General features: G+C 65.8%; 19 protein-coding genes and 1 pseudogene. 13 read left to right on the top strand and 7 right to left on the bottom strand.

Annotated elements, in window-relative coordinates; genetic code table 11:
- Positions 1–69: 69 nt before the first annotated feature.
- The 7 genes and pseudogenes from Q4F91_RS03295 to Q4F91_RS03265 all read left to right on the top strand — a co-directional run.
- Positions 70–330, top strand: a pseudogene (locus Q4F91_RS03295) (helix-turn-helix domain-containing protein); the annotation flags it as partial.
- A gap of 3 nt (positions 331–333) precedes the next feature.
- Positions 334–1,887 (top strand): bifunctional phosphoribosylaminoimidazolecarboxamide formyltransferase/IMP cyclohydrolase, encoded by a 1,554-nt coding sequence (gene purH / locus Q4F91_RS03290; RefSeq protein WP_303334520.1) that lies wholly within the window; start codon positions 334–336, stop codon positions 1,885–1,887.
- 200 nt (positions 1,888–2,087) lie between these two features.
- Positions 2,088–3,380: a Tol-Pal system beta propeller repeat protein TolB gene (gene tolB, locus Q4F91_RS03285; RefSeq protein ID WP_303334565.1), complete on the top strand. Its 1,293-nt coding sequence runs from the start codon at positions 2,088–2,090 to the stop codon at positions 3,378–3,380.
- Positions 3,381–3,421: 41 nt separating this feature from the next.
- Positions 3,422–3,955, top strand: a complete 534-nt coding sequence (pal, locus tag Q4F91_RS03280; RefSeq protein WP_303334518.1) for a peptidoglycan-associated lipoprotein Pal — start codon at positions 3,422–3,424, stop codon at positions 3,953–3,955.
- A 159-nt stretch (positions 3,956–4,114) separates the two neighbouring features.
- Complete coding sequence (gene ybgF, locus Q4F91_RS03275) at positions 4,115–4,891, top strand: tol-pal system protein YbgF (protein ID WP_303334516.1); 777 nt, start codon at positions 4,115–4,117, stop codon at positions 4,889–4,891.
- 272 nt (positions 4,892–5,163) lie between these two features.
- Positions 5,164–6,780, top strand: coding sequence for an NAD-dependent malic enzyme (locus Q4F91_RS03270; RefSeq protein WP_303334514.1), 1,617 nt, complete (start codon positions 5,164–5,166; stop codon positions 6,778–6,780).
- A gap of 157 nt (positions 6,781–6,937) precedes the next feature.
- Positions 6,938–7,912 (top strand): ScpA family protein, encoded by a 975-nt coding sequence (locus Q4F91_RS03265; protein ID WP_303334512.1) that lies wholly within the window; start codon positions 6,938–6,940, stop codon positions 7,910–7,912.
- 82 nt (positions 7,913–7,994) lie between these two features.
- Here the strand turns inward: Q4F91_RS03265 and Q4F91_RS03260 are convergent, their stop codons facing one another.
- Both Q4F91_RS03260 and metG read right to left on the bottom strand, forming a co-directional pair.
- Positions 7,995–9,794 (bottom strand): SulP family inorganic anion transporter, encoded by a 1,800-nt coding sequence (locus Q4F91_RS03260; RefSeq protein WP_303334511.1) that lies wholly within the window; start codon positions 9,792–9,794, stop codon positions 7,995–7,997.
- A gap of 213 nt (positions 9,795–10,007) precedes the next feature.
- The gene (gene metG / locus Q4F91_RS03255; protein ID WP_303334563.1) at positions 10,008–12,128 is read right to left on the bottom strand and encodes a methionine--tRNA ligase; all 2,121 of its coding nucleotides are present in this window, start codon (positions 12,126–12,128) and stop codon (positions 10,008–10,010) included.
- A 238-nt stretch (positions 12,129–12,366) separates the two neighbouring features.
- Between metG and apbC the strand changes: the two genes are divergently transcribed.
- Entirely contained in the window at positions 12,367–13,455 is a 1,089-nt protein-coding gene (gene apbC, locus Q4F91_RS03250; RefSeq protein ID WP_303334509.1) for an iron-sulfur cluster carrier protein ApbC, read from the top strand.
- 119 nt (positions 13,456–13,574) lie between these two features.
- Here apbC and Q4F91_RS03245 read toward each other — a convergent pair whose 3' ends face one another.
- The 3 genes from Q4F91_RS03245 to Q4F91_RS03235 form a co-directional block, all read right to left on the bottom strand.
- Entirely contained in the window at positions 13,575–13,913 is a 339-nt protein-coding gene (locus Q4F91_RS03245; RefSeq protein ID WP_303334507.1) for a transposase family protein, read from the bottom strand.
- An 89-nt stretch (positions 13,914–14,002) separates the two neighbouring features.
- The gene (locus Q4F91_RS03240) at positions 14,003–15,085 is read right to left on the bottom strand and encodes an NAD(P)/FAD-dependent oxidoreductase (protein ID WP_303334505.1); all 1,083 of its coding nucleotides are present in this window, start codon (positions 15,083–15,085) and stop codon (positions 14,003–14,005) included.
- A gap of 211 nt (positions 15,086–15,296) precedes the next feature.
- Positions 15,297–16,799 carry a M48 family metallopeptidase gene (locus Q4F91_RS03235; RefSeq protein WP_303334503.1) on the bottom strand — a complete coding sequence of 501 codons (1,503 nt, stop codon included), beginning with the start codon at positions 16,797–16,799 and terminating at the stop codon, positions 15,297–15,299.
- A 166-nt stretch (positions 16,800–16,965) separates the two neighbouring features.
- Between Q4F91_RS03235 and moaC the strand changes: the two genes are divergently transcribed.
- Positions 16,966–17,451 carry a cyclic pyranopterin monophosphate synthase MoaC gene (gene moaC / locus Q4F91_RS03230; RefSeq protein WP_303334501.1) on the top strand — a complete coding sequence of 162 codons (486 nt, stop codon included), beginning with the start codon at positions 16,966–16,968 and terminating at the stop codon, positions 17,449–17,451.
- Positions 17,452–17,484: 33 nt separating this feature from the next.
- On the opposite strand, the gene Q4F91_RS03225 is transcribed toward moaC, so the two are convergent.
- Both Q4F91_RS03225 and Q4F91_RS03220 read right to left on the bottom strand, forming a co-directional pair.
- A complete protein-coding gene (locus Q4F91_RS03225) occupies positions 17,485–18,210 on the bottom strand; it encodes a response regulator transcription factor (RefSeq protein ID WP_303334499.1) in 726 nt (241 codons plus the stop codon).
- 303 nt (positions 18,211–18,513) lie between these two features.
- The gene (locus tag Q4F91_RS03220; protein ID WP_303334497.1) at positions 18,514–19,413 is read right to left on the bottom strand and encodes a universal stress protein; all 900 of its coding nucleotides are present in this window, start codon (positions 19,411–19,413) and stop codon (positions 18,514–18,516) included.
- 785 nt (positions 19,414–20,198) lie between these two features.
- On the opposite strand from Q4F91_RS03220, the gene Q4F91_RS03215 reads away from it, so the two are divergent.
- The 4 genes from Q4F91_RS03215 (at position 20,199) to ettA (ending at position 23,711) form a co-directional block, all read left to right on the top strand.
- On the top strand, positions 20,199–20,633 hold the full coding sequence (locus tag Q4F91_RS03215) for a universal stress protein (protein ID WP_303334495.1): 435 nt from the start codon (positions 20,199–20,201) through the stop codon (positions 20,631–20,633).
- A gap of 91 nt (positions 20,634–20,724) precedes the next feature.
- The gene (locus Q4F91_RS03210; RefSeq protein WP_303334494.1) at positions 20,725–21,129 is read left to right on the top strand and encodes a hypothetical protein; all 405 of its coding nucleotides are present in this window, start codon (positions 20,725–20,727) and stop codon (positions 21,127–21,129) included.
- A gap of 116 nt (positions 21,130–21,245) precedes the next feature.
- Complete coding sequence (locus Q4F91_RS03205) at positions 21,246–21,914, top strand: hypothetical protein (protein ID WP_303334492.1); 669 nt, start codon at positions 21,246–21,248, stop codon at positions 21,912–21,914.
- 132 nt (positions 21,915–22,046) lie between these two features.
- A complete protein-coding gene (gene ettA / locus Q4F91_RS03200) occupies positions 22,047–23,711 on the top strand; it encodes an energy-dependent translational throttle protein EttA (RefSeq protein ID WP_303334490.1) in 1,665 nt (554 codons plus the stop codon).
- The last annotated feature ends 102 nt before the right edge of the window (positions 23,712–23,813 follow it).

Genomic DNA, 23,813 nt, shown 5'->3' with positions numbered 1-23,813 from the left:
CCGTTTCCCGCCGATGACGCCGGGAACGGGGCGGATGACGCCGAAGCGTTCGAATTCCAGGACGAGGGCAATTCGCTTGAGGAAGCCGTCGTCCGTCAGCTCGACCTCTATTTCGCCCGGCTCGGCGGCCGGACCCCGCATCCCCTTTATGAACTTGTCGTGCACGCCGTGGAGCGGCCTCTCATCGACTACGCGATGACGATGTGCCGGAACAACCAGTGCGCGGCAGCGGAATTACTTGGCATTAACCGGAACACTCTGCGCAAGAAGCTCCAGGAACATGGAATCGTTCAGGCCCGGGGTGTTCCACGAAAATTGAAGGAAAAGTGAACCATGCGCAAACAGGCACTTCTTAGCGTCTCCGACAAGACGGGCATCGTCGACTTCGCCCGCGGTCTCGTCGAGGCCGGCTATCACATCCTCTCGACGGGCGGCACCGCCAAGCTCCTCGCGAAGGAAGGCATCGAGGTCGAGGAGGTCGCTCACTACACGGGCTTCCCCGAGATGCTCGACGGCCGCGTCAAGACCCTCAACCCGAAGATCCACGCCGGCATCCTCGCCCGCCGTCCCTCCGAGGAGCACATGGCCGCCCTCGCCGCGCACGGCATCGACCCGATCGACATCGTCTGCGTGAACCTCTATCCGTTCGAGCAGACCGTCGCCCGCCCGGACTGCACGCTCGAGGACGCCATCGAGAACATCGACATCGGCGGCCCCACGATGATCCGCGCCGCCGCGAAGAACTGCGAGTCCGTCGCGGTCGTGGTCGACCCGGCCGACTATGACGACGTGCTCGAGGAGATCCGCGCCACCGGCGGCGTCGAGCCGGCCACGCGCTTCGCCCTCGCGAAGAAGGTCTTCGCCCACACCGCCCGCTACGACGGCATGATCACCAACTACCTCACGAGCCTCGACGAGGAGAACCATCCGGGCAAGTTCCCCGAGGTCCTCACGCGCCAGTGGGAGAAGGTGCAGGATCTGCGCTACGGCGAGAATCCCCACCAGTCCGGCGCCTTCTACCGCGAGGTCCACGTCGCCCCGGGCCTGCTCGCCGGTTACGAGCAGCTCCAGGGCAAGGAGCTCTCCTACAACAACATCGCCGACAGCGACGCCGCCTGGGAGTGCGTCCGCTCGTTCGAGGCTCCGGCCTGCGTGATCATCAAGCACGCGAACCCCTGCGGCGTCGCCGTCGCGGAGAACTGCGAGGCCGCCTACGCCAAGGCCTTCCTCACGGACAGCAAGTCGGCCTTCGGCGGCATCATCGCCTTCAACGGCCCGGTGACGCTCGGCTGCGCCGAGAAGGTCTCGCACCAGTTCGCCGAGGTCATCATCGCGCCGGAGTTCGAGCCCGCCGCGCTTGAGCTCTTCTCGAAGAAGAAGAACCTGCGCCTCCTGAAGATCGCCCGCGGCCGCGCCCACAACGACTTTGACTTCAAGCGCGTCGGTGGCGGCATCCTCGTGCAGTCGCCCGACATCCAGCTCGCCACGGCCGAGCAGCTGCGCTGCGTCACCGAGAAGCAGCCCACCCAGGCCCAGATCATTGACCTGCTCTTCGCCTGGAACGTCGCCCGCTTCGTGAAGTCGAACACGATCGTCTACGCCCGCGACGGCATGACGCTCGGCGTCGGCGCCGGCCAGATGAGCCGCGTCGACTCCGCCCGCATCGCCGCCATCAAGGCCGAGGAAGGCGGTCTCTCGCTCGTCGGCAGCGTCGCCGCCTCGGACGCCTTCTTCCCGTTCCGTGACGGTCTCGACGTCGTGGTCGACGCCGGCTGCACCGCCGTCATCCAGCCGGGCGGCTCGATCCGTGACCAGGAGGTGATTGACGCCGCCAACGAGCGCGGCATCGCCATGGTCTTCACGGGCGAGCGCCACTTCCGTCACTAAGACTGACTGACGAAAGAGCGGCAACTTCTGTTGCACTTCGGCGCCGGGACCCGCAGGGACACCCCGGCGCCGTTTCGCGTATATTGATTCAAGAATTTTCAGTCCGCGCCTTCGCTCCCCGTCTCCGGGGTTCATCCCTTCGGAGCGAAAAGGGCGCGTCATCTCCGGAGTACCAAAGAGTGAAAGAGTCGAGCGAATCGATGCGTCTCTCGCGCCGCGCGCTCCTCGGCGCCGGCCTGTCGGCCGGCGTGCTCGGAGCCTGTCCGGCGCTTGCCGATCTGCGCATTGAAATCACCGGCGTCGGGGCGAACCAGCTCCCGATCGCCATCCGTTCCTTCCAGGGCGCGGGTTCCGCGCCCGTCGATCCCGCGCAGGTGATCGGCGCCGACCTCGTGCGCTCGGGCGCCTTCCGCCTGATCCAGCTGCGCGGCGGGGATGCGAACGAGGATCTCACCAAGCCCTCGGGGCTCGCCGCCGCGAAGCAGGCGGGCGCCACGGTCTACGTCGTGGGCTCCGTGCAGCCGCTCGGTCCCGCGCGCTGGGACGTGCGCTGCCTCTTCTATGACACCGTCACGGGCGAGCAGATCAATTCCGTGGGCTTCTCCTCGTCCACCGACCTGCTGCGCATGGCCGCGCACCGCTGCGCCGACGAGATCTACAAGAAGATGACGGGCGAGGGCCCGATGTTCGCCTCGCAGCTCGCCTATGTCGCACAGCTCGGCCCGCGTCGCTACGAACTCATCATCACCGACTGCGACGGCGCCGTGCCGAGAACGGCGCTCTCCTCGCCCGAGCCGATCATCTCGCCGGCGTGGTCGCCCGACGGGCGCCGCCTCGCCTACGTGAGCTTCGAGAACCGCAAGCCGATCGTCTTCGTTCACGAGCTCTCGACCGGCGCCCGCCGCCCGGTCGCGGCCTTCCGCGGCAACAACTCGGCGCCTGCCTGGTCGCCCGACGGCCGTCAGCTCGCCGTGGCGCTCTCGCGCGACGGACTCACGCAGATCTACCTCATCAACGCCGACGGCTCGGCCGCCCGCCGCTTCTCGCGCAGCTACGGCATCGACACCGAGCCCTTCTTCACGAAGGACGGCCAGTGGATCTACTTCACGAGCGACCGCGGCGGCACGCCGCAGATCTACCGCCAGGCCGTGAACGAGCCCGAGGGCCGCGCCGAGCGCGTCACCTTCGGTTCGAACTACGCCATCAGCCCGGTGGTCTCGCCCGACGGCAAGCGCCTCGCCTACATCTCCAAGATCGATGACAGCTTCCGCGTCGCGGTGATGGACCTCGAGAACGGCCAGGATCTCCTCGTGACGAACTCCGACCGCGACGAGTCGCCGTCCTTCGCCCCGAACGGCCGCTTCATCGTCTATGCGACCGAGGTGAGCGGACGCGGCATCCTCGGCACCTGCTCGGCGGACGCGCGCCTCTCGACCCGTCTCTCGGGCGAGGGCAACATCCGCGAACCCGCCTGGAGTCCGATCCTCGGCTGACCAAGGCATCCAAGTTTTTTTGAGAAGAAAGGAAGAACAAAATGACCATTTCCTGGAAGGCTCTTGCTGCCGCGGCCGCCGTCGCCGCTCTCCTCTCGGGCTGCTCCTCCGTCTCGCTCGACGAAGGCGCGCTCGAGGGCACTCTCGCCGGCGAACAGAAGGCCGCCGCCGTGAACCCGTTCGAGGATCCCTCGAACCCGCTCTCGCGCCGTTCGGTCTACTTCGACTTTGACTCCTACGACGTCTCGCCCGAGTACGCGGCGATCGTCGAGGCGCACGCGAAGTGGCTCGGCGACCATCCGCAGGTCAACATTGTCGTGCAGGGCCACACCGACGAGCGCGGCGGCCGCGAGTACAACCTCGCGCTCGGCCAGAAGCGCTCCGAGGCCGTGCGCCAGCGCATGCAGCTGCTCGGCGTCTCGGGCGACCGCGTCGAGGCCGTCTCCTTCGGCAAGGAGAAGCCCTTCGCCGAGGGCCACACCGAGGAGGCCTGGGCCCAGAACCGCCGCGCGGACATCGTCTACCCGGCCAACTACGGCGAGACCGTCCCGCAGCCTGCGTCCGCTGCCCGCTGATAGGAACCTGACCTGACGGCGCGCCGCTCCCCTTGAGGCGCGCCCGGGTTCCCTCTCGAGAGACCGGCGGCACCGCCGGGGCCCTTTAAACAAGGGCTCCCGGAGGCGGCTGACCGGTCCTTTTCGTTTTATCCCCCTCCAAACCGATTTCCACTTGCGATGACTTTCACTCTTTCGACGCTCTCGCGCGGCGTGCTCGCCGCGGCGCTCTCGCTCGCGCTCGCCGGCGAGGCGCTTGCCTTCGCTGACGATGACGCCCGCCGCGCGATTCTCGACCTGCGCGAGCAGGTCAAGCAGATGCAGGCCGACATTGACGTGCTGCGCCGCTCCCAGCTCTCGCTCTCGAACGAGATCAACGGTCTGAAGGACCTCAACCGCAGGCTCACGGGCCGCGTCGAGGAGCTCTCGAACAGTCTCGCGCAGGAGAAGCGCTCGAACCGCACGCTCTACGAATCGATGGACAAGCGCCTCGGCGTCTTCGAGCCGCAGACCGTCACCGTCGACGGCGTCACGGTCACGGTGGACGCCGAGGAGAAGAACTCCTTCGATGCGGCGCTCGAGCTCCTGCAGGGCGGCAAGTACGCCCAGGCCGAGCGCGCCTTCAGGGACTTCACCCGCAAGTGGACGAAGTCGCCCTATCGCCCGGCCGCGCTCTTCTGGTGGGGCACGAGCGCCTTCGGCGCCGAGCACTACAAGACAGCGATCTCCTCGCAGAACCAGCTGCTCCGCGACTATCCGAAGAACCGGCGCGTGGCTGACGCGATGCTCCTCGTCGCCTCGTCGCAGGCCGCGAGCGGCAGCGTCACGGCGGCTCGCAGCACGCTCCAGAAGATCGTGCGCGCCTATCCGAAGACCGATGCCGGCAGGGAGGCCGCCAAGCGCCTGAAGGAACTGCCGCCCGAGCCCGAACCCGCGCCCGAGCCCGCGAAACAGTAAATCCATTTCCCGGCTGTGCCTTGAGTCAGGGATTTCCCCCACGTCTTTTGGCGGAGCACTGTTACCCCTCATTAGGCAGTGCCTAAAATACCCAAAAGATTTGCGGGACTCCCTCCGACGGCCGATGCCGGGACAGGGAAAAACCCGTATAAGCACTTTTAAGCATGCGCCGCCGCTTTCCCGGTGAGGAAGAGACGACCATACTGTCAACCCCAGAGCTAATTCAAGCCGCCCATCCCGACCCCGGGCGGCTTTTTCGGAGGTGAACTCACATGTCTCAATGCTGCAAGCACACCGGCACTGCCGCCCTGCGCTGCCCGCTCCAGAACAAGGGCGTGGCCTTTACGAAAGAGGAGCGCGAGGAGCGCGGTCTGAGCGGCCTCATCCCCACGGCCGTCTCCACGGATGACCAGCAGGTCGAGCGTATGCGCGAGATTCTCGGCCGTTTTGAGAAGCCGATTGACAAGGCCCTCGTCCTCGAGAGCCTGCGCGCCACGAACGAGCGTCTTTATTTCCAGCTCCTCACCCGCTACACCGACGAGTACATGCCGATCGTGTACACGCCGACCGTCGGCGAGACCTGCCAGCGCTTCAGCCACTTCTTCCGCTATCCGCGCGGTCTGTTCCTGTCGCTCGAGCACGTCGGCCATGTCCGCGAGGTGATCGAGCGCGCCCCGAACCAGGAAGTTGACGTGATCGTCGTCACCGACGGCGAGCGCATCCTCGGTCTCGGCGACCAGGGCCTCAACGGCATGGGCATCCCGGTGGGCAAGCTCGCCCTCTACACGGCCTGCGCCGGCATCCACCCGGCCAAGACCCTCCCGGTCGTGCTCGACGTCGGCACGAACCGCGAGGAGTACCTCAACGATCCTCTGTACCTCGGCCTGCGCCAGCAGCGTTGCCGCGGCCCCGAGTACGACCAGCTCGTCGATGAGTTCATCACCGAGGCCCGCCGCCGCTGGCCGGGCGTCCTCATCCAGTTCGAGGACTTCGGCAACTCCAACGCCTTCCGCCTGCTCAGCAAGTACCAGGACAAGGTCCTCTGCTTCAACGATGACATCCAGGGCACGGCCTCCGTCGTCGTCGCCGGCATGTACTCCGCCATGCGCATCAAGAAGGAGAAGATCGAGGATCAGCGCTTCCTCTTCTTCGGCGCCGGCGAAGCCGCCTGCGGCATCGCCACGCTGCTCGCGGACGCCATCGCGAGCGAGGGCGTTGACCCGGCCGAGGCGCTCAAGCACTGCGCCCTCTTCGACTCGAAGGGCCTCGTGACGGCCCAGCGCACGGACCTCGCGGCTCACAAGAAGCCGTTCGCCCATGAGCTCGCCGACACGAAGTGCTTCATCGAGGCGATCCGCCAGTACAAGCCGACCGCAATCATCGGCGTCGCGGCCCAGCCGAAGACCTTCACGAAGGAAGTGCTCGAGGAGATGGCCAAGCTCAATGAGCGCCCGATCATCTTCGCGCTCTCCAACCCGACCTCGCGTGCCGAGTGCACGGCCGAGGAGGCCTATGTCGCGACGAAGGGCAAGGCGCTCTTCGCCTCCGGCTCGCCGTTCGCTCCGGTCGAGTACGAGGGCAAGACCTTCGTGCCGCGCCAGGGCAACAACAGCTACGTCTTCCCGGCCCTCGGCCTCGGCGCCGTCGTCAGCCGCTCGAAGTGGATGCCCAACGAGATGTTCCTCGTCTCCGCGAAGAAGCTCGCCGAGCTCGTCACGGAAGAGGATCTCGCCCAGGGCTCGCTCTATCCGCCGCTCTCCGACATCCGTCCGGTGTCCGTGAAGGTCGGTGCCGCCGTCGCCGCCTATGCGTACGACAAGGGCCTCGCCCAGAACGAGCGTCCGGCCGACCTCGAGAAGGCGGTTGATGAGTTCATGTATCGTCCGTAATCGGCAAGTCTTTGCGGAATGACGGATCCGGCGCGCCGGTTCCCTGCGGTACCGGCGCCGTCTCCCCGGGTCCTCGTTCCCACTGACGGCGATTGACAGCGGCCTTCGGCCGAGCTCTCACAGGGGCTCGCCGGAGGCCGTTATCATTTCGGGCGTCATGGCAGACGAGAACACACAGGCTCCAGAGGAGACGGGCGCGGCACAGGCCGCGGAACGCACGCCGGCGGCGGCCGGCGGGCGCGTCTTCGCGCGCCTCTACGGCGAGCCTCTCACGGAGCTCCCCGACGGGCTCTACATCCCGCCCGACGCGCTCGAGGTGATCCTCGACCGCTTCGAGGGACCGCTCGATCTGCTGCTCTGGCTCATCCGCAGCCAGAAGTTCGACGTGATGGACATCCCGATGGCGAAGCTCACCGAGCAGTACATGGCCTACGTGGAGCTCATCCGCCGCACGAACCTCGAGCTCGCGAGCGCCTACCTCGTGATGAGCGCGACGCTCATGTCGATCAAGAGCAGGATGCTTCTGCCCAAGCGCCCCGACGCCGTGACGGGCGAGGAGCCCGAGGATCCGCGCGCCGAGCTCGCCCGGCGCCTCATCGAATACGAAATGATGCGCGAGGCCGCGCGGGAATTGAATGACATGCCGCGCCTCGGGCGCGACTTCCTCGTCTCGACGGGCACCTGGGAGACCCCGGTGCGCGAGCGCCCGACGATCACGCCCGACGACCTCTCGGTCGCCTGGGAGGCCGTGGAGGCGCTGCTCGCGCTCACGGCGCATCACCATGTCACGCGCGAGGAGCTCTCCGTGCGCGAGCACATGTCCGGGATTCTGAAGCGGCTCAAGGACCGCGAGTTCATCCGGCTCGACGAGCTCTGGGGCGCGGGCGCCGACCGCGGGCAGGTCACGGTGTGGCTCCTTGCCACGCTCGAGCTCGGAAAGATCTTCCTCGTGCGCATCCAGCAGGCCGAGCCCTACGCGGCGGTCTATCTCTCCACGGAGACCGAGGCCGCGCTCGAGATGGAGGAGGCGGGGGCGCTTCCCGCGGCGGGCGGGGACCGCGACCCCGAGGCCGACCTCGACGCCTTCTTCGAGGGCGGCGGCATCAGCGGCTCCTCCGGCTCACTCTTCTGAGAAGCGCGCGGCATCAAGGAAAACGGCCGCCCCGTTCTTCACAGGGCGGCCGCGATTCACTTTCGGATCAGGAATCCGGGGCTCAGGCGACGGGCTTGTCGGAGGACTTCTCCTCCTTCGTCTCCTCGGCCTTCACTTCCTCGGCAGGGGCGGCCTCAGCGGCCTTCTCAGCCGGGGTCTCGGCCTCGGTCTTGACCGGGGTGACCTCGAGGGGCTTCGTCTCGGGAGCCGCGGGCTTCTCGGCCGCGGCGAGCTCGGCGAGCACCTGGTCGGCGCGGGCCATGGCGAACTCCATGTCCGGAACGAGGTTGGACCCGAGCTCCTGGTCGATGCCGGTGCGCTGGAGCTGACGGAGCGGGTGTCCGGAGGCGCCGGCGATGATGAGCTCATGCTTGTGGCGGTGGAGCGCCCTCACGAAGACCTCGATCTGGTCCATCGCCGAGTTGTCGATGTTGACGAGGTCGGTGAAGTCGAGGATGACGATCTTCGCGGAGTCGGCGGCCATCAGGCGGTGCGGATCCGTGACGTGCTCGAGCTTGCTGATCGAGCCGAAGAAGAGGGCGCCGCGGATGTGCCAGGCCTCGACCGTCTCGGGCATGTGGAAGGGCAGCGTCGCGGGCTCGACCACGGTGATGTTGTTCATGCGGAAGAGGAAGAAGCCGCACGCGCAGACAAGACCGAACTCAACGGCGACCGTGAGGTCGAAGATGACCGTGAGGAAGAACGTGAGCAGCAGCGTCACCTTGTACGACATCGACATGCGGCGCAGGCGGAGGAACTCGCGCCAGTTGCCCATGTTCCAGGCGACGAAGACGAGGATCGCGGCGAGCGCGCAGAGCGGGATGCTCGCGGCGAGCGGGGCGGCGACGAGAATCACGACGAGGAGCGTGACGGCGTGCACCATGCCGGCGACCGGCGAGAAGGCGCCCGACTTGATGTTCGTCACCGTACGGGCGATCGTGCCCGTGGCGGGGATGCCGCCGAAGAACGGAACGATGAAGTTCGCGATGCCCTGGCCCATGAGCTCCTGGTTGGGGTCATGGCGGTCATCGGTCATCGTGTCGGCCACGCGCGCGCAGAGCAGGCTCTCGATCGAGCCGAGCACGGCGAGCGTGAGCATCGCGCCGTAGAGTTGCTTGGCGCTCTGCCAGTCAAACTCCGGGAACTGGATCGAGGGCAGGCCCTGCGGGATGCCGCCGAACTTGCTGCCGATCGTCTCGACGGGGAGGTTGAAGAGCGAGACGGCGAGCGTCGAGAGCACGAGGACGACCACGGTGCCCGGCAGGTGCGCGAGCCACTTCACCCACTGCGGGCCCTTCATCGAGTAGCCCTTCGGCCAGAAGAAGACGATGAGGAAGCTCGCGAGCGCGATGCCGAAGGCCCAGGGATTGAAGGTGCCGATGTGCGCGATGATCGTCTTGATCATCTCGAAGAAGTCCGCCGGCATCTTCGCGACCGTGAGGCCGAGGAAGTCCTTCACCTGCTGCAGACCGATCATCACGGCGATGCCGTTCGTGAAGCCGATCACGATCGAGATCGGGATGAACTTGATGAAGCCGCCGAGTTTGAAGAGGCCCATGAAGAAGAGAATGATGCCCGAGCCGATCGTGGCGAGCATCAGGTTCGAGAGCCCGTACTGCGCGATGATGCCGTAGATGATCACGACGAAGGCGCCGGCCGGACCGCCGATCTGCACGCGGCAGCCGCCGAGGAGCGAGATCAGGAAGCCCGCGATGATCGCGGTGTAGAGACCCGACTCGGGCGGCACGCCGGAGGCGATGCCGAAGGCCATCGCAAGCGGGAGCGCGACCATGCCGACGGTGAGGCCCGCGGAGATGTCGCGGGTGAGCATGTGGCGGCTGTAGCCGCTCAGGGATTCCATCAGAACCGGTCGGAACTTCGCGAGCGGCAGATGATGCAGGACTTCTCCTGCCTGCTTTGAGAGTCGCATTTTGTGAGAAAACAAAGGGCGGAAGGAAAAAATTGAGGCCCATTAGTGTAAAGAAAAAGGCGCGGCCGTTTGGCCGCGCCAGTTTGCGCTAACTCAATCAGTCACCGGATAGGCGGCTCGGGATTGAGGTGTGCCGTTTTTTCCTCAGCGGACGCGCATGCCGGGCACCGCGCCCGTGTCGGGCGAGAGCACGAAGATGCCCTGGGCCTTGTCGCTCACATGCGAAGCGGAGAGGATCATGCCCTCGGAGACGCCGAAGCGCATCTTGCGCGGGGCGAGGTTGGCGATCATGATGATCAGCTTCCCTTCGAGGTCGGCGGGCTTGTAGGCGCTCTGGATGCCGGAGAAGACGTTGCGGGTGCGGCCCTCGCCCACGTCGAGCGTGAAGCGCAGGAGCTTGGTGGAGCCCTCGACCGCCTCGCACTTCAGGACCTTCGCGACGCGCATGTCGAGCTTGCTGAAGTCGTCGATCGTCACCTCGGGCGCGATCGCCTCGCCGCCGGGGAGCGCGGGCTCGGGAGCCTTCTCGGGCTCGGGGGCGCGCTCGGGGATGAGGCGGTTCAACTGCTTCTCCATGTCGACGCGCTGCATCAGGTGCTGGTAGGGCTTGATCGGGTTCGCGCTCGAGAGCGGGACGCCGGCGCTCGCCCAGGTGAGCGGAGCGATCGAGAGGAAGTTCTCGACGCGCTCGGCCGTGGCGGGAAGCACGGGCTTCAAGCAGAGCGTGAGCAGGCGGAAGCACTCGAGGGCGACCGACGAGACGTACTGCAGTTCGTTCATCTTCTCGGGGTTCTTCGCGAGCTCCCAGGGCTTCTGCTCGTCGACGTACTCGTTGACGAGGTCGGCGAGCTCCATCACGAGGCGGGTCGCGCGGGCGAACTCACGGGCCTCGTAGTAGGCGGAGACCTCGGGCACGCGGCTGCGGATCTTCTCGACCAGGGCGTCCTTCATGGCGGCGTCGTTGACGCGCCCCTCGAAGCGCTTGACGATGAAGCCGGCGGCGCGCGAGGCGATGTTGACGTACTTGCCGATCAGGTCGGAGTTGACGCGCTGCGCGAAGTCGGTCTTCGTGAAGTCGACGTCCTCGACGCGGGAGTTCATCTTCGCGGCGAGGTAGTAGCGCAGCCACTCGGCGTTCATGCCGAGCTCGAGGTACTCGAGCGGCGAGATGCCCGTGCCGCGGCTCTTGCTCATCTTCTCGCCGTTCACGGTCATGAAGCCGTGGGCGTTGACGTGGTCCGGCGTGCGGAAGGGCTGGCCGGAGAACTTCAGCATGGCCGGCCAGAAGAGCGTGTGGAAGTAGATGATGTCCTTGCCGATGAAGTGGATCTGCTCGGTCTCGGGGTCGGAGAGGAACGCTTCGAAGTCGAAGCCCTTCTTCTCGCTCCAGGCCTTGAGCGCGGCGAGGTAGCCCACCGGGGCGTCAAGCCACACGTAGAAGTACTTGCCCGGATGGTCCGGGATCTCGATGCCGAAGTAGGGCGCGTCACGCGAGATGTCCCAGTCGGAGAGGTGGCCGTCGGCGCCGAGCCACTCGCTGTCCTTGGCGAGCACCTCCTCCTGCACGGAGGGCGTGCCGTCCTTGCCCTTGCCCGTGGTCCAGGAGCGGAGGAACTCCACGCACTGCGGGTCGGAGAGCTTGAAGAAGTAATGCGTCGAGCTGCGGATCTCCGGCGTCGAGCCCGAGAGGGTCGAGTAGGGGTTGATCACCTCGGTCGGGGCGTAGACGGCCGAGCACTTCTCGCAGTTGTCGCCGTACTGGTCCGGGGCGCCGCAGCGCGGGCAGGTGCCCTTGATGAAGCGGTCGGCGAGGAACATGCCCTTGACGGTGTCGTAGAACTGCTCGACGTCCTTCGTGTAGATGAGGCCGCGGGCCTTGAGGCGGCGGTAGACCTCCTGCGAGAGGGCGTGGTTCTCGGGCGAGTCGGTGCTGCCCCAGTAGTCGTGGCTGATGTGGAAGCCGTCGAGGTACTGGCGGCGGCCGGCGGCGATCTCGGCGACGAAGGCCTGCGGGGTGAGGCCGCGCTTCTGGGCGGCGATCATGATCGGAGCGCCGTGCACGTCGTCCGCGCCGACGAAGTGCACGATGTTGCCGCACATGCGTTCATGACGAACCCAGATGTCGGCCTGGATGTATTCCATGATGTGACCCATGTGGAAGGCGCCGTTGGCATAGGGAAGCGCCGTGGTCACGAAAAGTTTGCGCTGAGTCATGTTGTGTTTTTTAGGGTGCGTGAAGAGCCCGGGGCCGGGGACAAGCCTGATGGAAGCCGTCCTGAAGGAGCCGGCGGACCGGGGAATTTTTAGAAACGTAAAACTTTAGCATTTTGCACTGCTCCGCGAGGCCCCGCAGGGCCCCCCGTGCAGGCCCCGGACGGCTAGAACTTTCGGCGTAAGGTTTTCGCCGTGCTCGCACCTATAGAATGCACGTCAAATTCAGAAGGGACTGACCGCGCGCGGCCGTGTCCCGTCCGTCTCAGTTCAAGTTTTAGGATTCCCCAAGATGACCATCTCCACCGCTCAGGTTGAGGAGCGCCTCAGGCAGCTCGTCGATCCCGTCGTGGGCGAGGACTACGTCTCCGCCCGCATGCTGAAGGGCATTGAAACCGATGACGCCGGCGGCGTCACGGTGCACATCGAGCTCGGCTATCCGGCCCGCTTCCACATCGAGTCCGTGAAGGCCGCCGTCGAGGCCGCCGTGAAGGAGCTCGGCGCCGAGCGCGTCACGGCCGACGTGAAGCAGAACATCATCGCCCACAAGGTGCAGGGCACCCAGCGCGTGATGCCGGGCGTGAAGAACATCATCGCCGTCTCGTCGGGCAAGGGCGGCGTGGGCAAGTCCACGGTCTCCGCGAACCTCGCCCTCGCGCTCGCGCACGAAGGCGCCCGCGTGGGCGTGCTTGACGCCGACGTCTACGGCCCCTCGCAGCCGACGATGCTCGGCTGCCACGGCCAGCCGATGACCGTCGACGGCAAGACCATGGAGCCGCTCGAGGCCCACGGCCTGCAGATCAACTCCGTGGGCTTCATGGTTGACGAGGACGAGCCGATGATCTGGCGCGGCCCGATGGCCTCCGGCGCTCTGCAGCAGCTCCTCACGCTCACGAACTGGCACGACCTCGACTACCTCGTGGTCGACATGCCCCCGGGAACGGGCGACATCCAGCTCACGATCTCGCAGAGCTCGCCCTTGACGGGCGCCGTCGTCGTGACGACCCCGCAGGACATCGCACTCATCGACGCGAAGAAGGGCCTCAAGATGTTCGAGAAGGTCAACGTGCCGCTCCTCGGCATCGTCGAGAACATGTCCGTCTTCATCTGCCCGTGCTGCGGCCAGGTCGAGCACATCTTCGGCGAGGGCGGAGCTAAGCGCATGAGCGAGCAGTACGGCGTGCCGTTCCTCGGGGAGCTCCCCCTCTCGGCCTCGATCCGCGAGGCCGCCGACAGCGGCAACCCGACCGTCGCGGCCGATCCGGACGGCACGGCCGGAAAGATGTACCGCGACATCGCGATGAAGATCGCGGGCGCCGTCGCGCGTCTCGGCAAGGACTACTCGGCCCGCATGCCGACGATCTCGGTGAAGAACGACTGAGTTTCGTCCGGACCGCAGTGAAAGGAGCGCTCCTGCGGGGGCGCTCCAGAAAAGCAATCCGCCCCGAAGGTTTCCCCCGGGGCGGATTTCTTTTGGGCGTTTCAGCGGCAGACCGCGCCTCAGAGCGGGCTGAAGCCCGATCCGGGGCGGACGAACGGAAGATTCACCTGCCGGACTTCGTGGTCGGGACAGAGGACTCGCGGGACGCGGACGTGCAGGTAGCACGGGAACTGGAAGAAGCTCGCGTGCCGCCAGACGAGATCCCGGGTGTCATGCACGGGGCAGGCCTTCCCGCAGCCGTCTGCGGGGCAGGGGAACTCGGCCCCCTTCCGGAAGTCAATGTGGATGTGGAGCTCGCGCGCGGCCGAGGTGCCGGCCGTCCCGGGAAAGTCGACTTTGGTGATGAACCAGGGGGCCGAGAGCTGGAGCGCCGCAGCAAAGAGGTCTTCGTTCTTCATGTTCGGGTCGGGATAGGGGGGCTCAATAAAAATCCGCCTCAGGGTCTGCCCCGGGGTGGATTTTCAACTGTCAGAGGACGTCAGACCGGTCAGTCGTCGAAGGTCGGCGTCTCGACGCCGAGCACCTTGTGAAGCTTCGGCGACGTGGTCGTGTACTGCAGGAAGACGCGCTTCTCGGGGAAGACGTAGTCGCAGGCCGCGAAGGCGGCGAGGGCGCACTCGTGGAAGCCCGAGAGGATGAGCTTCTTCTTGCCGGGGTAGGTGTTGATGTCGCCCACGGCGAAGATGCCCGGGATGTTGGTCTCGAAGCGGGCGGTGTCGACGACGATCTGCTTGCGCTCAATGTTGAGGCCCCAGTTCTCGATCGAGCCGAGCTTGGGCTGCAGGCCGAAGAAGACGAGCAGGTGGTCGAGCGGGATGCGGCGGGTGACGCCGTCGGCGCCGGAGACGGCGACCTCGGTCAACTTCCCGTCCTCCTCGGTGAAGCCCGTGACCTGACCCACCTCGAACTGCATCTGCCAGTCCTCGCAGAGCTCCTTCATGCGGTTCACGCTGGCGGCGGCGGCGCGGAAGCCGTCGCGGCGGTGGACGAGCACGACGCTCTCGGCCTTGCCGACGAGGTTCAGCGTCCAGTCGAGCGCGGAGTCACCGCCGCCGAGGATGACGACGTTCTTGCCCTCGAACTTCGACGGATCCTTGCAGCTGTAGTGGAGCTGCGTGCCCTCGAACTTCTCGATGCCCTTCACGCGCAGCGGACGCGGCTGGAAGGAGCCGACGCCGGCGGCGATGATCACGGCCTTGCAGTGGAACTTCGTGTCGAGCGAGGTCTTGACGTGGAACGTGCCGTCCTCGAGCTTCTTCACGTCGGTGACTTCCTGCCCGAGGTGGAAGACGGGCTGGAAGTGGTGGTTCTGCTTGAGGAGGTTCTCGGTGAGCTCGTAGGAGGAGCAGACCGGGACGGCCGGGATGTCATAGATCGGCTTCGTGGGATAGAGCTCCATGCACTGGCCGCCGACGTTGCGGAGCGAGTCGACGACGTGGCACTTCATCTCGAGGAGCCCGAGCTCGAAAACCTGGAAAAGCCCGACGGGGCCGGCGCCGACGACAACGACGTCGGTCTCGATCATTTCGCCGCCCGGCTGGGCAACGGTAAGGTAGTCTTCAATGGCCATTTTTCTGCGGATGGTGGTCAGACAGGCAGGCGGATCCCCGCTGATGGGGGACCGGCACCGGCGTCATGAGAAAAGCGGAAAGCGCCCTCGTAAGGGGACAGGGATCCCCCGGCGCGAAAATGCGGCTATTTTCGCACAGTCGCCCGGGGAAAAACGTGCCCCGGAAGGGAGAGTTGGGGATTCAGACGGACTAACGCATCCGGGGAGAATCTCACCGGCGCTTCTTCTCGTCGTCGAAGTCCCGGCGCAGCTCGCGCAGGCGCGCGTCGATCTCGCTCATCACGTAGTAGTCGCCGTCGTTCGCTTTCTGCGCGAGCCCGTACTGGTAGACCGCGGCCTCGGTGCCGCCCTGGAGCGCGTACATCTCACCGGTGTGCATGTACTGCAAACTTCTGCGGCCGAGCGCCTCATAGGAGCGCGCGAGGATCGCGTGGTAGTCGCTCGAGTTCTCCGAGAGCGCCTGGCCGCTTCTCAGGAAGGCGATCAGGTCCTCGTGACGGCCGAGCGCGTAGAGGAGGTCGACGTAGTTCATCGCCATCATCGCCGAGAGCGGATAGCGGGTGACGGCCTTGCGGGCATCCTCGAGCGCGGCGAGCTTCTCCTTCATCGAGTCCGCGGCGTCGAAGCGCGTGCGGGTGAGGTTGCGCTCGAGGATCGCGGACTTCATGCCGCAGCGCATGGCGTTCCGGGCGGCCGCGTACGCCTGCTTCGGGTTCTTGAGCTCCTGCTCAACGACCGAGATGCCGTAGTTGATCGCGCAGGCCTTCTTGCCGGAGGCGGCGGCGAGCTCGCGCTGGAACTGCTTTTTGAGCTTCGTCCAGCCGTCCCAGTCATCGAGCTGCAGCACGCGGGCGCGCATCTGGACGAGCGGGAAGTCGTCCGAGTCGACGTGCATGCGCGTGTGCAGCTGCCGCGAGCGGTTTTCCATGTCGGCCATTCGCTCCTCGGTGAGCGGGTGGGTGGAGAGGTACGCCGGGGCGGCCGAGCGGTAGTAGCGGTTGTTCGACTGGAGCCGCGCGAAGAAGTCCTCCATGCCGCGCGGATCGAAGCCGGCGTTGTAGAGGGTGCTGATGCCCATGCGGTCCGCCTCGCGCTCGGCGTTCTGCGAATAGTTGAGCTGCGACTGGATCATCGCGGCCTGGCTGCCGAGCACAATGCCCGCGGCGGCGTTGCCGCCCGAGCTTCCGCCCGCGCGGGCGGCGAGGATGGCGAGCAGGATCGAGCCGAGCGTGATCGCGAGGTTGCCGCTCTGCCCCTCGATCATGCGGGCGATGTGGCGCTGCGCGACGTGGCTCACCTCGTGGGCCATGACGCCCGCGAGCTCGCTCTCGCTCTGCGCGGAGATGATCGTGCCCGTGTGGACGGCGATGAAGCCGCCGGGAAGCGCGAAGGCGTTGAGCGAGTCGTCGCGGATCGGGAAGAAAAAGAAGTTGTAGGTGCTCGTGCGGGCGTGCGAGACGAGCTGGTAGCCGAGGTGCCCGAGGTACTCCATGAGCTCGGGATCCGCAAGGTAGCTCGCGTCCGAGCGCACGCGCTGCATGAGCTGCACGCCGAGCCGGTACTCGTCCTGCGGCGAGAGCCCCGCGTCGGCCGTCGAGCCGAGCGAGGGGAGGTTCAGGTCAAGCGCGGACGCGGCCGTCGCCGAGAGCGGCGTGACGGCCGTCATCAGGGCTGCCCCGACGGCGACGACGGACTTGAGGAACTTGAGCTTCATGCGGTGAGCGGAAGGAGGACGGGATCGCGGCCCGGGGCCGGATGCGGTAATCTCGCGGCACAGTTTCTTCCCCTGAGGGGAGGCCGCGGCGAGGTTTCGCGGCAGTCATTATGGCCCGTGCCCGGTCTCCGGCGCACTAACAGAACGTTTTGAAAGGTGACAAAAAATGGGTGAGCTCACGCATTTCGACGCAAAGGGTGACGCGCACATGGTCGACGTCGGCGCCAAGGCGAGCACGAAGCGCATCGCCCGCGCGAGGGGCGAGATTCACATGGCGCCGGCCACCTTCGCGCTCGTGAAAGCCGGCAGCGCCAGGAAGGGCGACGTGATAGGCGTGGCGCGCATCGCCGCGATCATGGCCGCGAAGCGCACCTCGGACCTCGTGCCGCTCTGCCACCCGATCGCGCTCACGCGCGTGGCGGTGGACTTCGAGCTCGACGAGGCCGCGAGCCGCGTGATCTGCGTCGCCCAGTGTGAGTGCAACGGGCAGACGGGCGTGGAGATGGAGGCCCTCACCTCGGTGCAGGTGGGGCTGCTCACGGTCTATGACATGCTCAAGGCCGTTGACCGCGGCATGGTGATGACCGCGATCGGGCTCCTTGAGAAGGACGGCGGAAAGTCCGGCCACTGGCTGCGCGAGGGCGGGATCTGACGATCACGCCCCCGGGCGGGAATTTCAGTCTGATCAGCCGCCGAGGATGCGGTCCGGGAGGATGCCCATGACGGAGGCCTCGTAGACCGCCTCGCCGCGCGAGTGCACCTGAAGCTTGCGGTAGATCTTCTTGATGTGGGCCGTCACCGTGTGCGGCGAGATCTGGAGGACCTGGCCGATGTCGGCGAACGAGATGCCCTTGGCGAGCAGACCGAGAATCTCCGTCTCACGCTGCGAGAGCGGCATGGGGTCGGAGGTGTCACGCTTCTTCGGCACAAGGAGCTGGGGCGCGAAGGAGCGCGAGTGGATCGCGCGCAGCACGCTTCTCGCGACCGTCGGGGAGACCGGGGAGCCGCCGCCGCGCAGCAGCCTCACACTCGTCTTGAGGTCTTCCTGGCTGTCCGAGAGGATGTAGCCCGTCGCGCCGGCGAGGATCGCGCGGATCACGCAGCTGTCCTGCGAGTTGTTCGTGAAGACGAGGATGTCGATGCCTTCGTTCTGACGCTTGATCTGCGTGAGAACGGGGGTCATGTCGACCTCCCTGATCATCACGTCGCTGATGAGCACGTCAACGTTCGTGGCGCAGCAGAGCGCCTCTTCAAGTCGGTCGGCTTCCGAGACGGTTCCGACAACTTTCATGTCCGGCGCGTCGGAAAGCTTCTCGGCGATCCGTTCGCATTCATCGGCGGATTCCGCGGCGATGAAAATCCGCAGAGGTTCGCGGATCGGTATGTTGTTGGTGTTTTCGTCCATCGTCATGCGTTTCTTCAGACTGCAACTGGAGGGAGACCGGCGCAGAGCAGAACAAGCTGCGCGCTCGGCAGTGAAGTTCGAGATCGGGAAAAACCCGAATAGCTGATGTTATCACGAGGCTCCGCGGCAGGGCTCTCCCGAAGTGCCCTTAAACGACAGGCACGGACGGACGGGCGGGGGCGGGAAGCTTCGCGCGTGTTTCTTCCGGGCGGGGATGCGGGTGAAGCGCGCTTCAGTCAACAAGAAACCCGGGACTTTCGGGGGGCGGATGCCTCTTGAAAGTTCCCGGGTCTTCGTCATATGGCGGCTTTAGGCCTGGCGGATCACCAGGAGCGGCACGTCGCCGGAGGCGGCGATGCGGGTCGCGGTCGAGCCCATGATGGCGCTCTTGAAGCGGCCGTAGCCGTGCGAGCCCATGACGACCATGTCGAGCTTGCGCTTCTTGGCGAAGGCGGAGATCTCATCGCCGGGGTTGCCGACGAGACAGACTTCCTTCACCTTGATGGCGGCCTTCGAGAAGAACGGACGGAGCGGCTCGACGGCCTCGTTGAACTCCTCGCGCTGCAGGTCAAGCACTTCCTCCTCGGAGAGGGCGGGAAGGGCCATGCCGGCCATGTCGGGCATCACGGCGCCGGCGTAGTCGCTGACGACGTTGATGAGATAGAACGTGGCGCCGGCGCCGAAGAGCGAGACGTGCTTGATGGCGTAGCGCACGGCGGCGCGGCCGTACTTCGAGCCGTCAACCGCGATGCCGACGCGGAGCGCATCAGACTCGGTCGGAGCCTTGCCGCGGATGACGAGCATCGGGCACTTCGACTGGGCGAGCACGCCGTTCGAGACGGAGCCGAAGAAGAGGCCCTTGATGGCGCTCTGTCCGCGGGAGCCCATGACGACGAGGTCGGCGTTGGTCTTCTCGGCGGCCTTGCTGATCGACGGGGCGGCCTCGCCCACGACGAAGGACTCGCTCGCCGTGAAGCCTACCTTCTGGAGGATCTTGCGGGCGGGCTCGAAGACCTTCTCGGCCTCGTCCTCGTAGTAGCGCTGGATGGCGTCCTGGCCGACGAGGCGGCAGGCGCGGGCGGGAAGCGGAAGCTGAATGTTGAGCAGTTCGATCTCGGGGTTGCTGCCGAGCAGCGTCTGGCGAGAAGCGATGAACGAAACGGCGTTGAGCGAGTTGGTGCTGCCGTCAACCGGAACGAGTATGCGCATATGGCCTCCTGGCGGAAATCTGCGGAAGGCGGTCGTCGGCATGCGAAGGGATATCCACGGGCGGGAAACCTTCGGCGACGATGCGAAACCTTCCTGAATTGGATAAGTGAACGTTACCACGTCGGCGGCCCGGCGGGGCGTTTTTTTGAGGGAATTCTTCTTCAATTTGCGCTTTGTCATTCCGACGCCCGAAAGCTTACGTAATCGAAACCGGTCTGAATGCAAAATGCAGACGCTTGAATTCGAAGGAATTCGGATCGCAGATTGTCCGCAGTGACGAAGGGGCGGGTATCAGAGGGTTACAAATCTCAATCAGGCGGACCTCATCGTGATGTGTCGCGAAGAGAAGATTTGTCTCCGAGGGACCCGCGAATCCGGGGAGTGCTTTTCGCCGGGGGCCTGACCGTCCTCCGGGACCGGTTCTGATTCCGTGATGCTGAAGCCGCGGTTTGTAAACAAATGTGACGAACCTGGGCGGGAGTTCCAACAAGGGTCTCGCGGAGACGGCGGAATCCGTCTTAGGGTTCGGTGACTCCGCAGCGACGCCCTGTCCAACAGGTGAGGGTGCGCAGGGCCGACGCCGCTCTCGCTCAAAACCGGCGGAGGCCGTACCATCTGATCGTTCCGCGGATTCCCCGGCCCGGGGGCGGGTCGCTCGCAGTCGCTCAGGCCGGGCCAAGCAGGCCCCCTGAGGCCCTAAAATAACAGGATGGCCTTCTGATAGAGGACATCCCGCCCTTCAGTCGTGCCTCGAACAAAGAATCTGCAGAACAAAAGGAAACATCATGTACAAGCGCATTCTTGTGCCGACGGACGGATCGGAGCGCTCAGTGAAGGCTGTTGAGGGTGCCGCGCGCTTCGCCAAGCCTCTCGGTGCCACGCTCGTTCTCATGACCGTGGTCGAGCCCTACTCCTACACGAACCTCGCCGAGTACCGTCCTGAGTCGATCGAGCAGTACGACGAGCGCGTGACCGCCGAGGCCGAGGACCGCCTCATCGAGGCCCGCCGCATCGCCGACGCCGTCGGCGTCGAGAACAAGACGGTGATGGTGAAGAGCTTCTCGCCCTCCGAGGCGATCATCGAGCAGGCCGAGAAGAACGGCTGCGACATCATCTTCATGGCGAGCCACGGCCGCAAGGGCATCGCCGCGGTGCTCCTCGGCTCCGAGACCCAGAAGGTGCTCACGCACTCGCGCTTCCCCGTGATGGTTTATCGCTAAGATTCGCGCCTCCCAGGCGGCTCCGCCCGTTCTGCTCGCACGGGACGGCGGGGCCGGAGAGCAATCAGAATTTCCTTTTCAGAGAGAACAAATGGCTGAAGACACTCAGACCGGCATGGACGAGCTTGACGCTCAGATGGACCCGACGAGCCTCTACCGCGAGGACATCATCTCCGACCGCCGCGTCGGCACCCTGCGCATGCTCACCCCGATCACGACGGAAGGCACGCGTGACGAGTCCCGCGACATCATCTTCCTCGGCGAGGCGCAGATCATGACCCAGGTCGGCCCGATCCCCATCAACTTCGAGATCCCCGCGAAGACGCTCGCCGAGGCCGTGGCCGGCTACGGCGCCGCCGCCAAGCAGGGCCTGCACGACACGGTCGAGCGCCTGCGCGAAATGCGCCGCCAACAGGCGAGCCAGATCGTCACGCCGGGCATGCCCGGCTTCCAGGCTCCGCCCGCCGCGGGCGGCAGCGGCATCGTGATGCCCTGATCCGGAAATCCAAAACCCGGCGGGAAGCCAGGGGGTTTCCCGCTCCAGACACCCGACGGCGCTTTCACTCCCCTCAGCAAAGCGCCGTTCGTGTCTGAGGAACTGGTGATTTTTTTATGCAGCCCGAAAGCAGAAGCAACGATTCCTTCACCCGGGAGGAATTCGAGAAGGCCCCGAAGCGCCTTCTGCGGGACGGACGAAGTGCAAATGCAGTGGTCTGGCGGGTCGAGCTCGCCGGCCGCGAATGGACCGTCAAGGACTTCTCCGGCAGGAACTGGATCGTCCGGAACCTTTTCGCTCCCTATCTGATCGGCCGCGAGCTCGGTGCCTTCAGGCGGCTCGCCGGCATCGACGGCATCGCCGAGCATGCCTTCAGGATTGACCGCCACGCGATCGCGATCGAGTTCCAGGAGGGCCAGGCCACCGACAAGGCCGATCCCGCCCGGATCACGAACGAGTATCTCGAGCAGCTCGAGAACCTCATGAACGAGATGCACGCCAGGGGCGTGGTGCATCTTGACGTGCGCGGCGAGGGCAACGTCCTCATCCGCCCGGACGGCAGACCGGCGATCATCGACTTCCAGGCCGCGGTCTTCACCGAGGGGCTGCCGAAGTTTCTCCGCTCGACCCTCGAGGAGATCGACCTCTCGGGCGCATGGAAGAAGTGGGTCAAGTATCGCCCCGACGATCTCGGAGAGGAGCGCCGGGCCCGGCTTGACCGCATCAACCACATCCGGAAGTTCTGGGTGCTGCACGGCTACTTCGGTCTGAAGAAGAAAGGCTGATACGCCAAAAATCAGCCAGTTAGGGTGGAGAGCGGGCCCGCTGATCAGGTATGATCACGGGCCCGAAATCCTGTGCGCGCCGTTCCCCGACGGACGGGGCGCACTGCACTGCAAGAGAATCTCTCGACACCTATGGCACAGTACGTTTTCACGATGAACCGCGTGGGGAAGATCGTTCCCCCGAAGCGTCAGATCCTCAAGGACATCTCGCTCTCCTTCTTCCCGGGCGCCAAGATCGGCGTTCTCGGCCTGAACGGCGCGGGCAAGTCCACGCTCCTCAAGATCATGGCGGGCGTTGACAAGGATCACGAGGGCGAGGCGATCCCGATGCCCGGGATCAAGATGGGCTACCTGCCGCAGGAGCCGAAGCTCGACCCTGAGAAGACCGTCCGTGAAACCGTCGAGGAAGGCATGGGCGAGGTGATGCAGGCCCAGGCGAAGCTGGACGCCGTCTACGCCGCCTACGCCGAGCCCGACGCGGACTTCGACGCGCTCGCCGCCGAGCAGGCCCGTCTCGAGGCGATCATCGCCGCCGCAGGCACCGACGCCTCGACGCAGATGGAGATCGCCGCCGACGCGCTGCGCCTGCCGCCCTGGGACGCGAAGATCGGCGTGCTCTCGGGCGGCGAGAAGCGCCGCGTGGCGCTCTGCCGCCTCCTCCTCTCGCGCCCGGACATGCTGCTCCTCGACGAGCCGACGAACCACCTCGACGCCGAGAGCGTCGACTGGCTCGAGCAGTTCCTGCACCGCTTCCCCGGCACGGTCGTCGCCGTCACCCATGACCGCTACTTCCTCGACAACGCCGCCGAGTGGATCCTTGAGCTCGACCGCGGCGAGGGCATTCCCTGGAAGGGCAACTACTCCTCCTGGCTCGACCAGAAGGAAAAGCGCCTCGAGCTCGAGAAGCGCCAGGCCGACGCCCGCGCCAAGGCCATCCGCCACGAGCTCGAGTGGGTCCGCCAGAACCCGAAGGGCCGTCAGGCCAAGAGCAAGGCCCGTCTCACGCGCTTCGAGGAGCTCTCCTCCTACGAGTACCAGCAGCGCAATGAAACCAACGAGATCTTCATCCCCGTCGCCGACCGCCTCGGCAACAATGTGATCGAGTTCAGCCACGTCTCGAAGGGCTTCGGCGACAGGCTCCTCATCGACGACCTCTCCTTCGTGATCCCGCCCGGCGCCATCGTCGGCGTGATCGGTCCGAACGGCGCCGGCAAGTCGACGCTCTTCAAGATGATCGAGGGCCGCGAGCAGCCCGACTCGGGCGAGATCAAGATCGGTTCGACGGTGAAGCTCGCCGCCGTGGATCAGATGCGCGACTCGCTGCCGAACGACAAGACGGTCTTCGAGGCCGTCAGCGACGGTCAGGACATCCTGCAGGTGGGCAAGTTCTCGATGCAGAGCCGCGCCTACATCGGCCGCTTCAACTTCAAGGGCGGCGACCAGCAGAAGCTCGTCGGCAACCTCTCGGGCGGCGAGCGCGGGCGCCTGCATCTCGCGAAGACGCTTCTCGCGGGCGGCAACGTGCTGCTCCTTGACGAGCCCTCGAACGACCTTGACGTCGAGACGCTGCGCGCGCTCGAGGAGGCGCTCCTCGAGTTCGCCGGCTGCGCGCTCGTCACGAGCCACGACCGCTGGTTCCTCGACCGCATCGCGACCCACATCCTCGCCTTCGAGGGTGACTCCAAGGTCGTCTTCTTCAACGGCAACTACAACGAGTACGAAGAGGACAAGCGCCGCCGTCTCGGCGCCGAGGCCGCCGCGCCGAAGCGCCTGCGCTTCAAGCCGCTCAAGCACTGACCGGTGCTCTCGCCCGGGCCCTCGGGCCCGGGGTGCGCTCGATAAGCAAAAAGCCTTCCGACGGAGAGGTCTCCGCGGAAGGCTTTTTTTCACCGGCGGAGC

It is taken from the genome of Sutterella sp. (genome assembly GCF_030539355.1).
Lineage (GTDB): Bacteria > Pseudomonadota > Gammaproteobacteria > Burkholderiales > Burkholderiaceae_F > Sutterella.
This window is presented reverse-complemented; position numbering and strand designations above follow the sequence as displayed.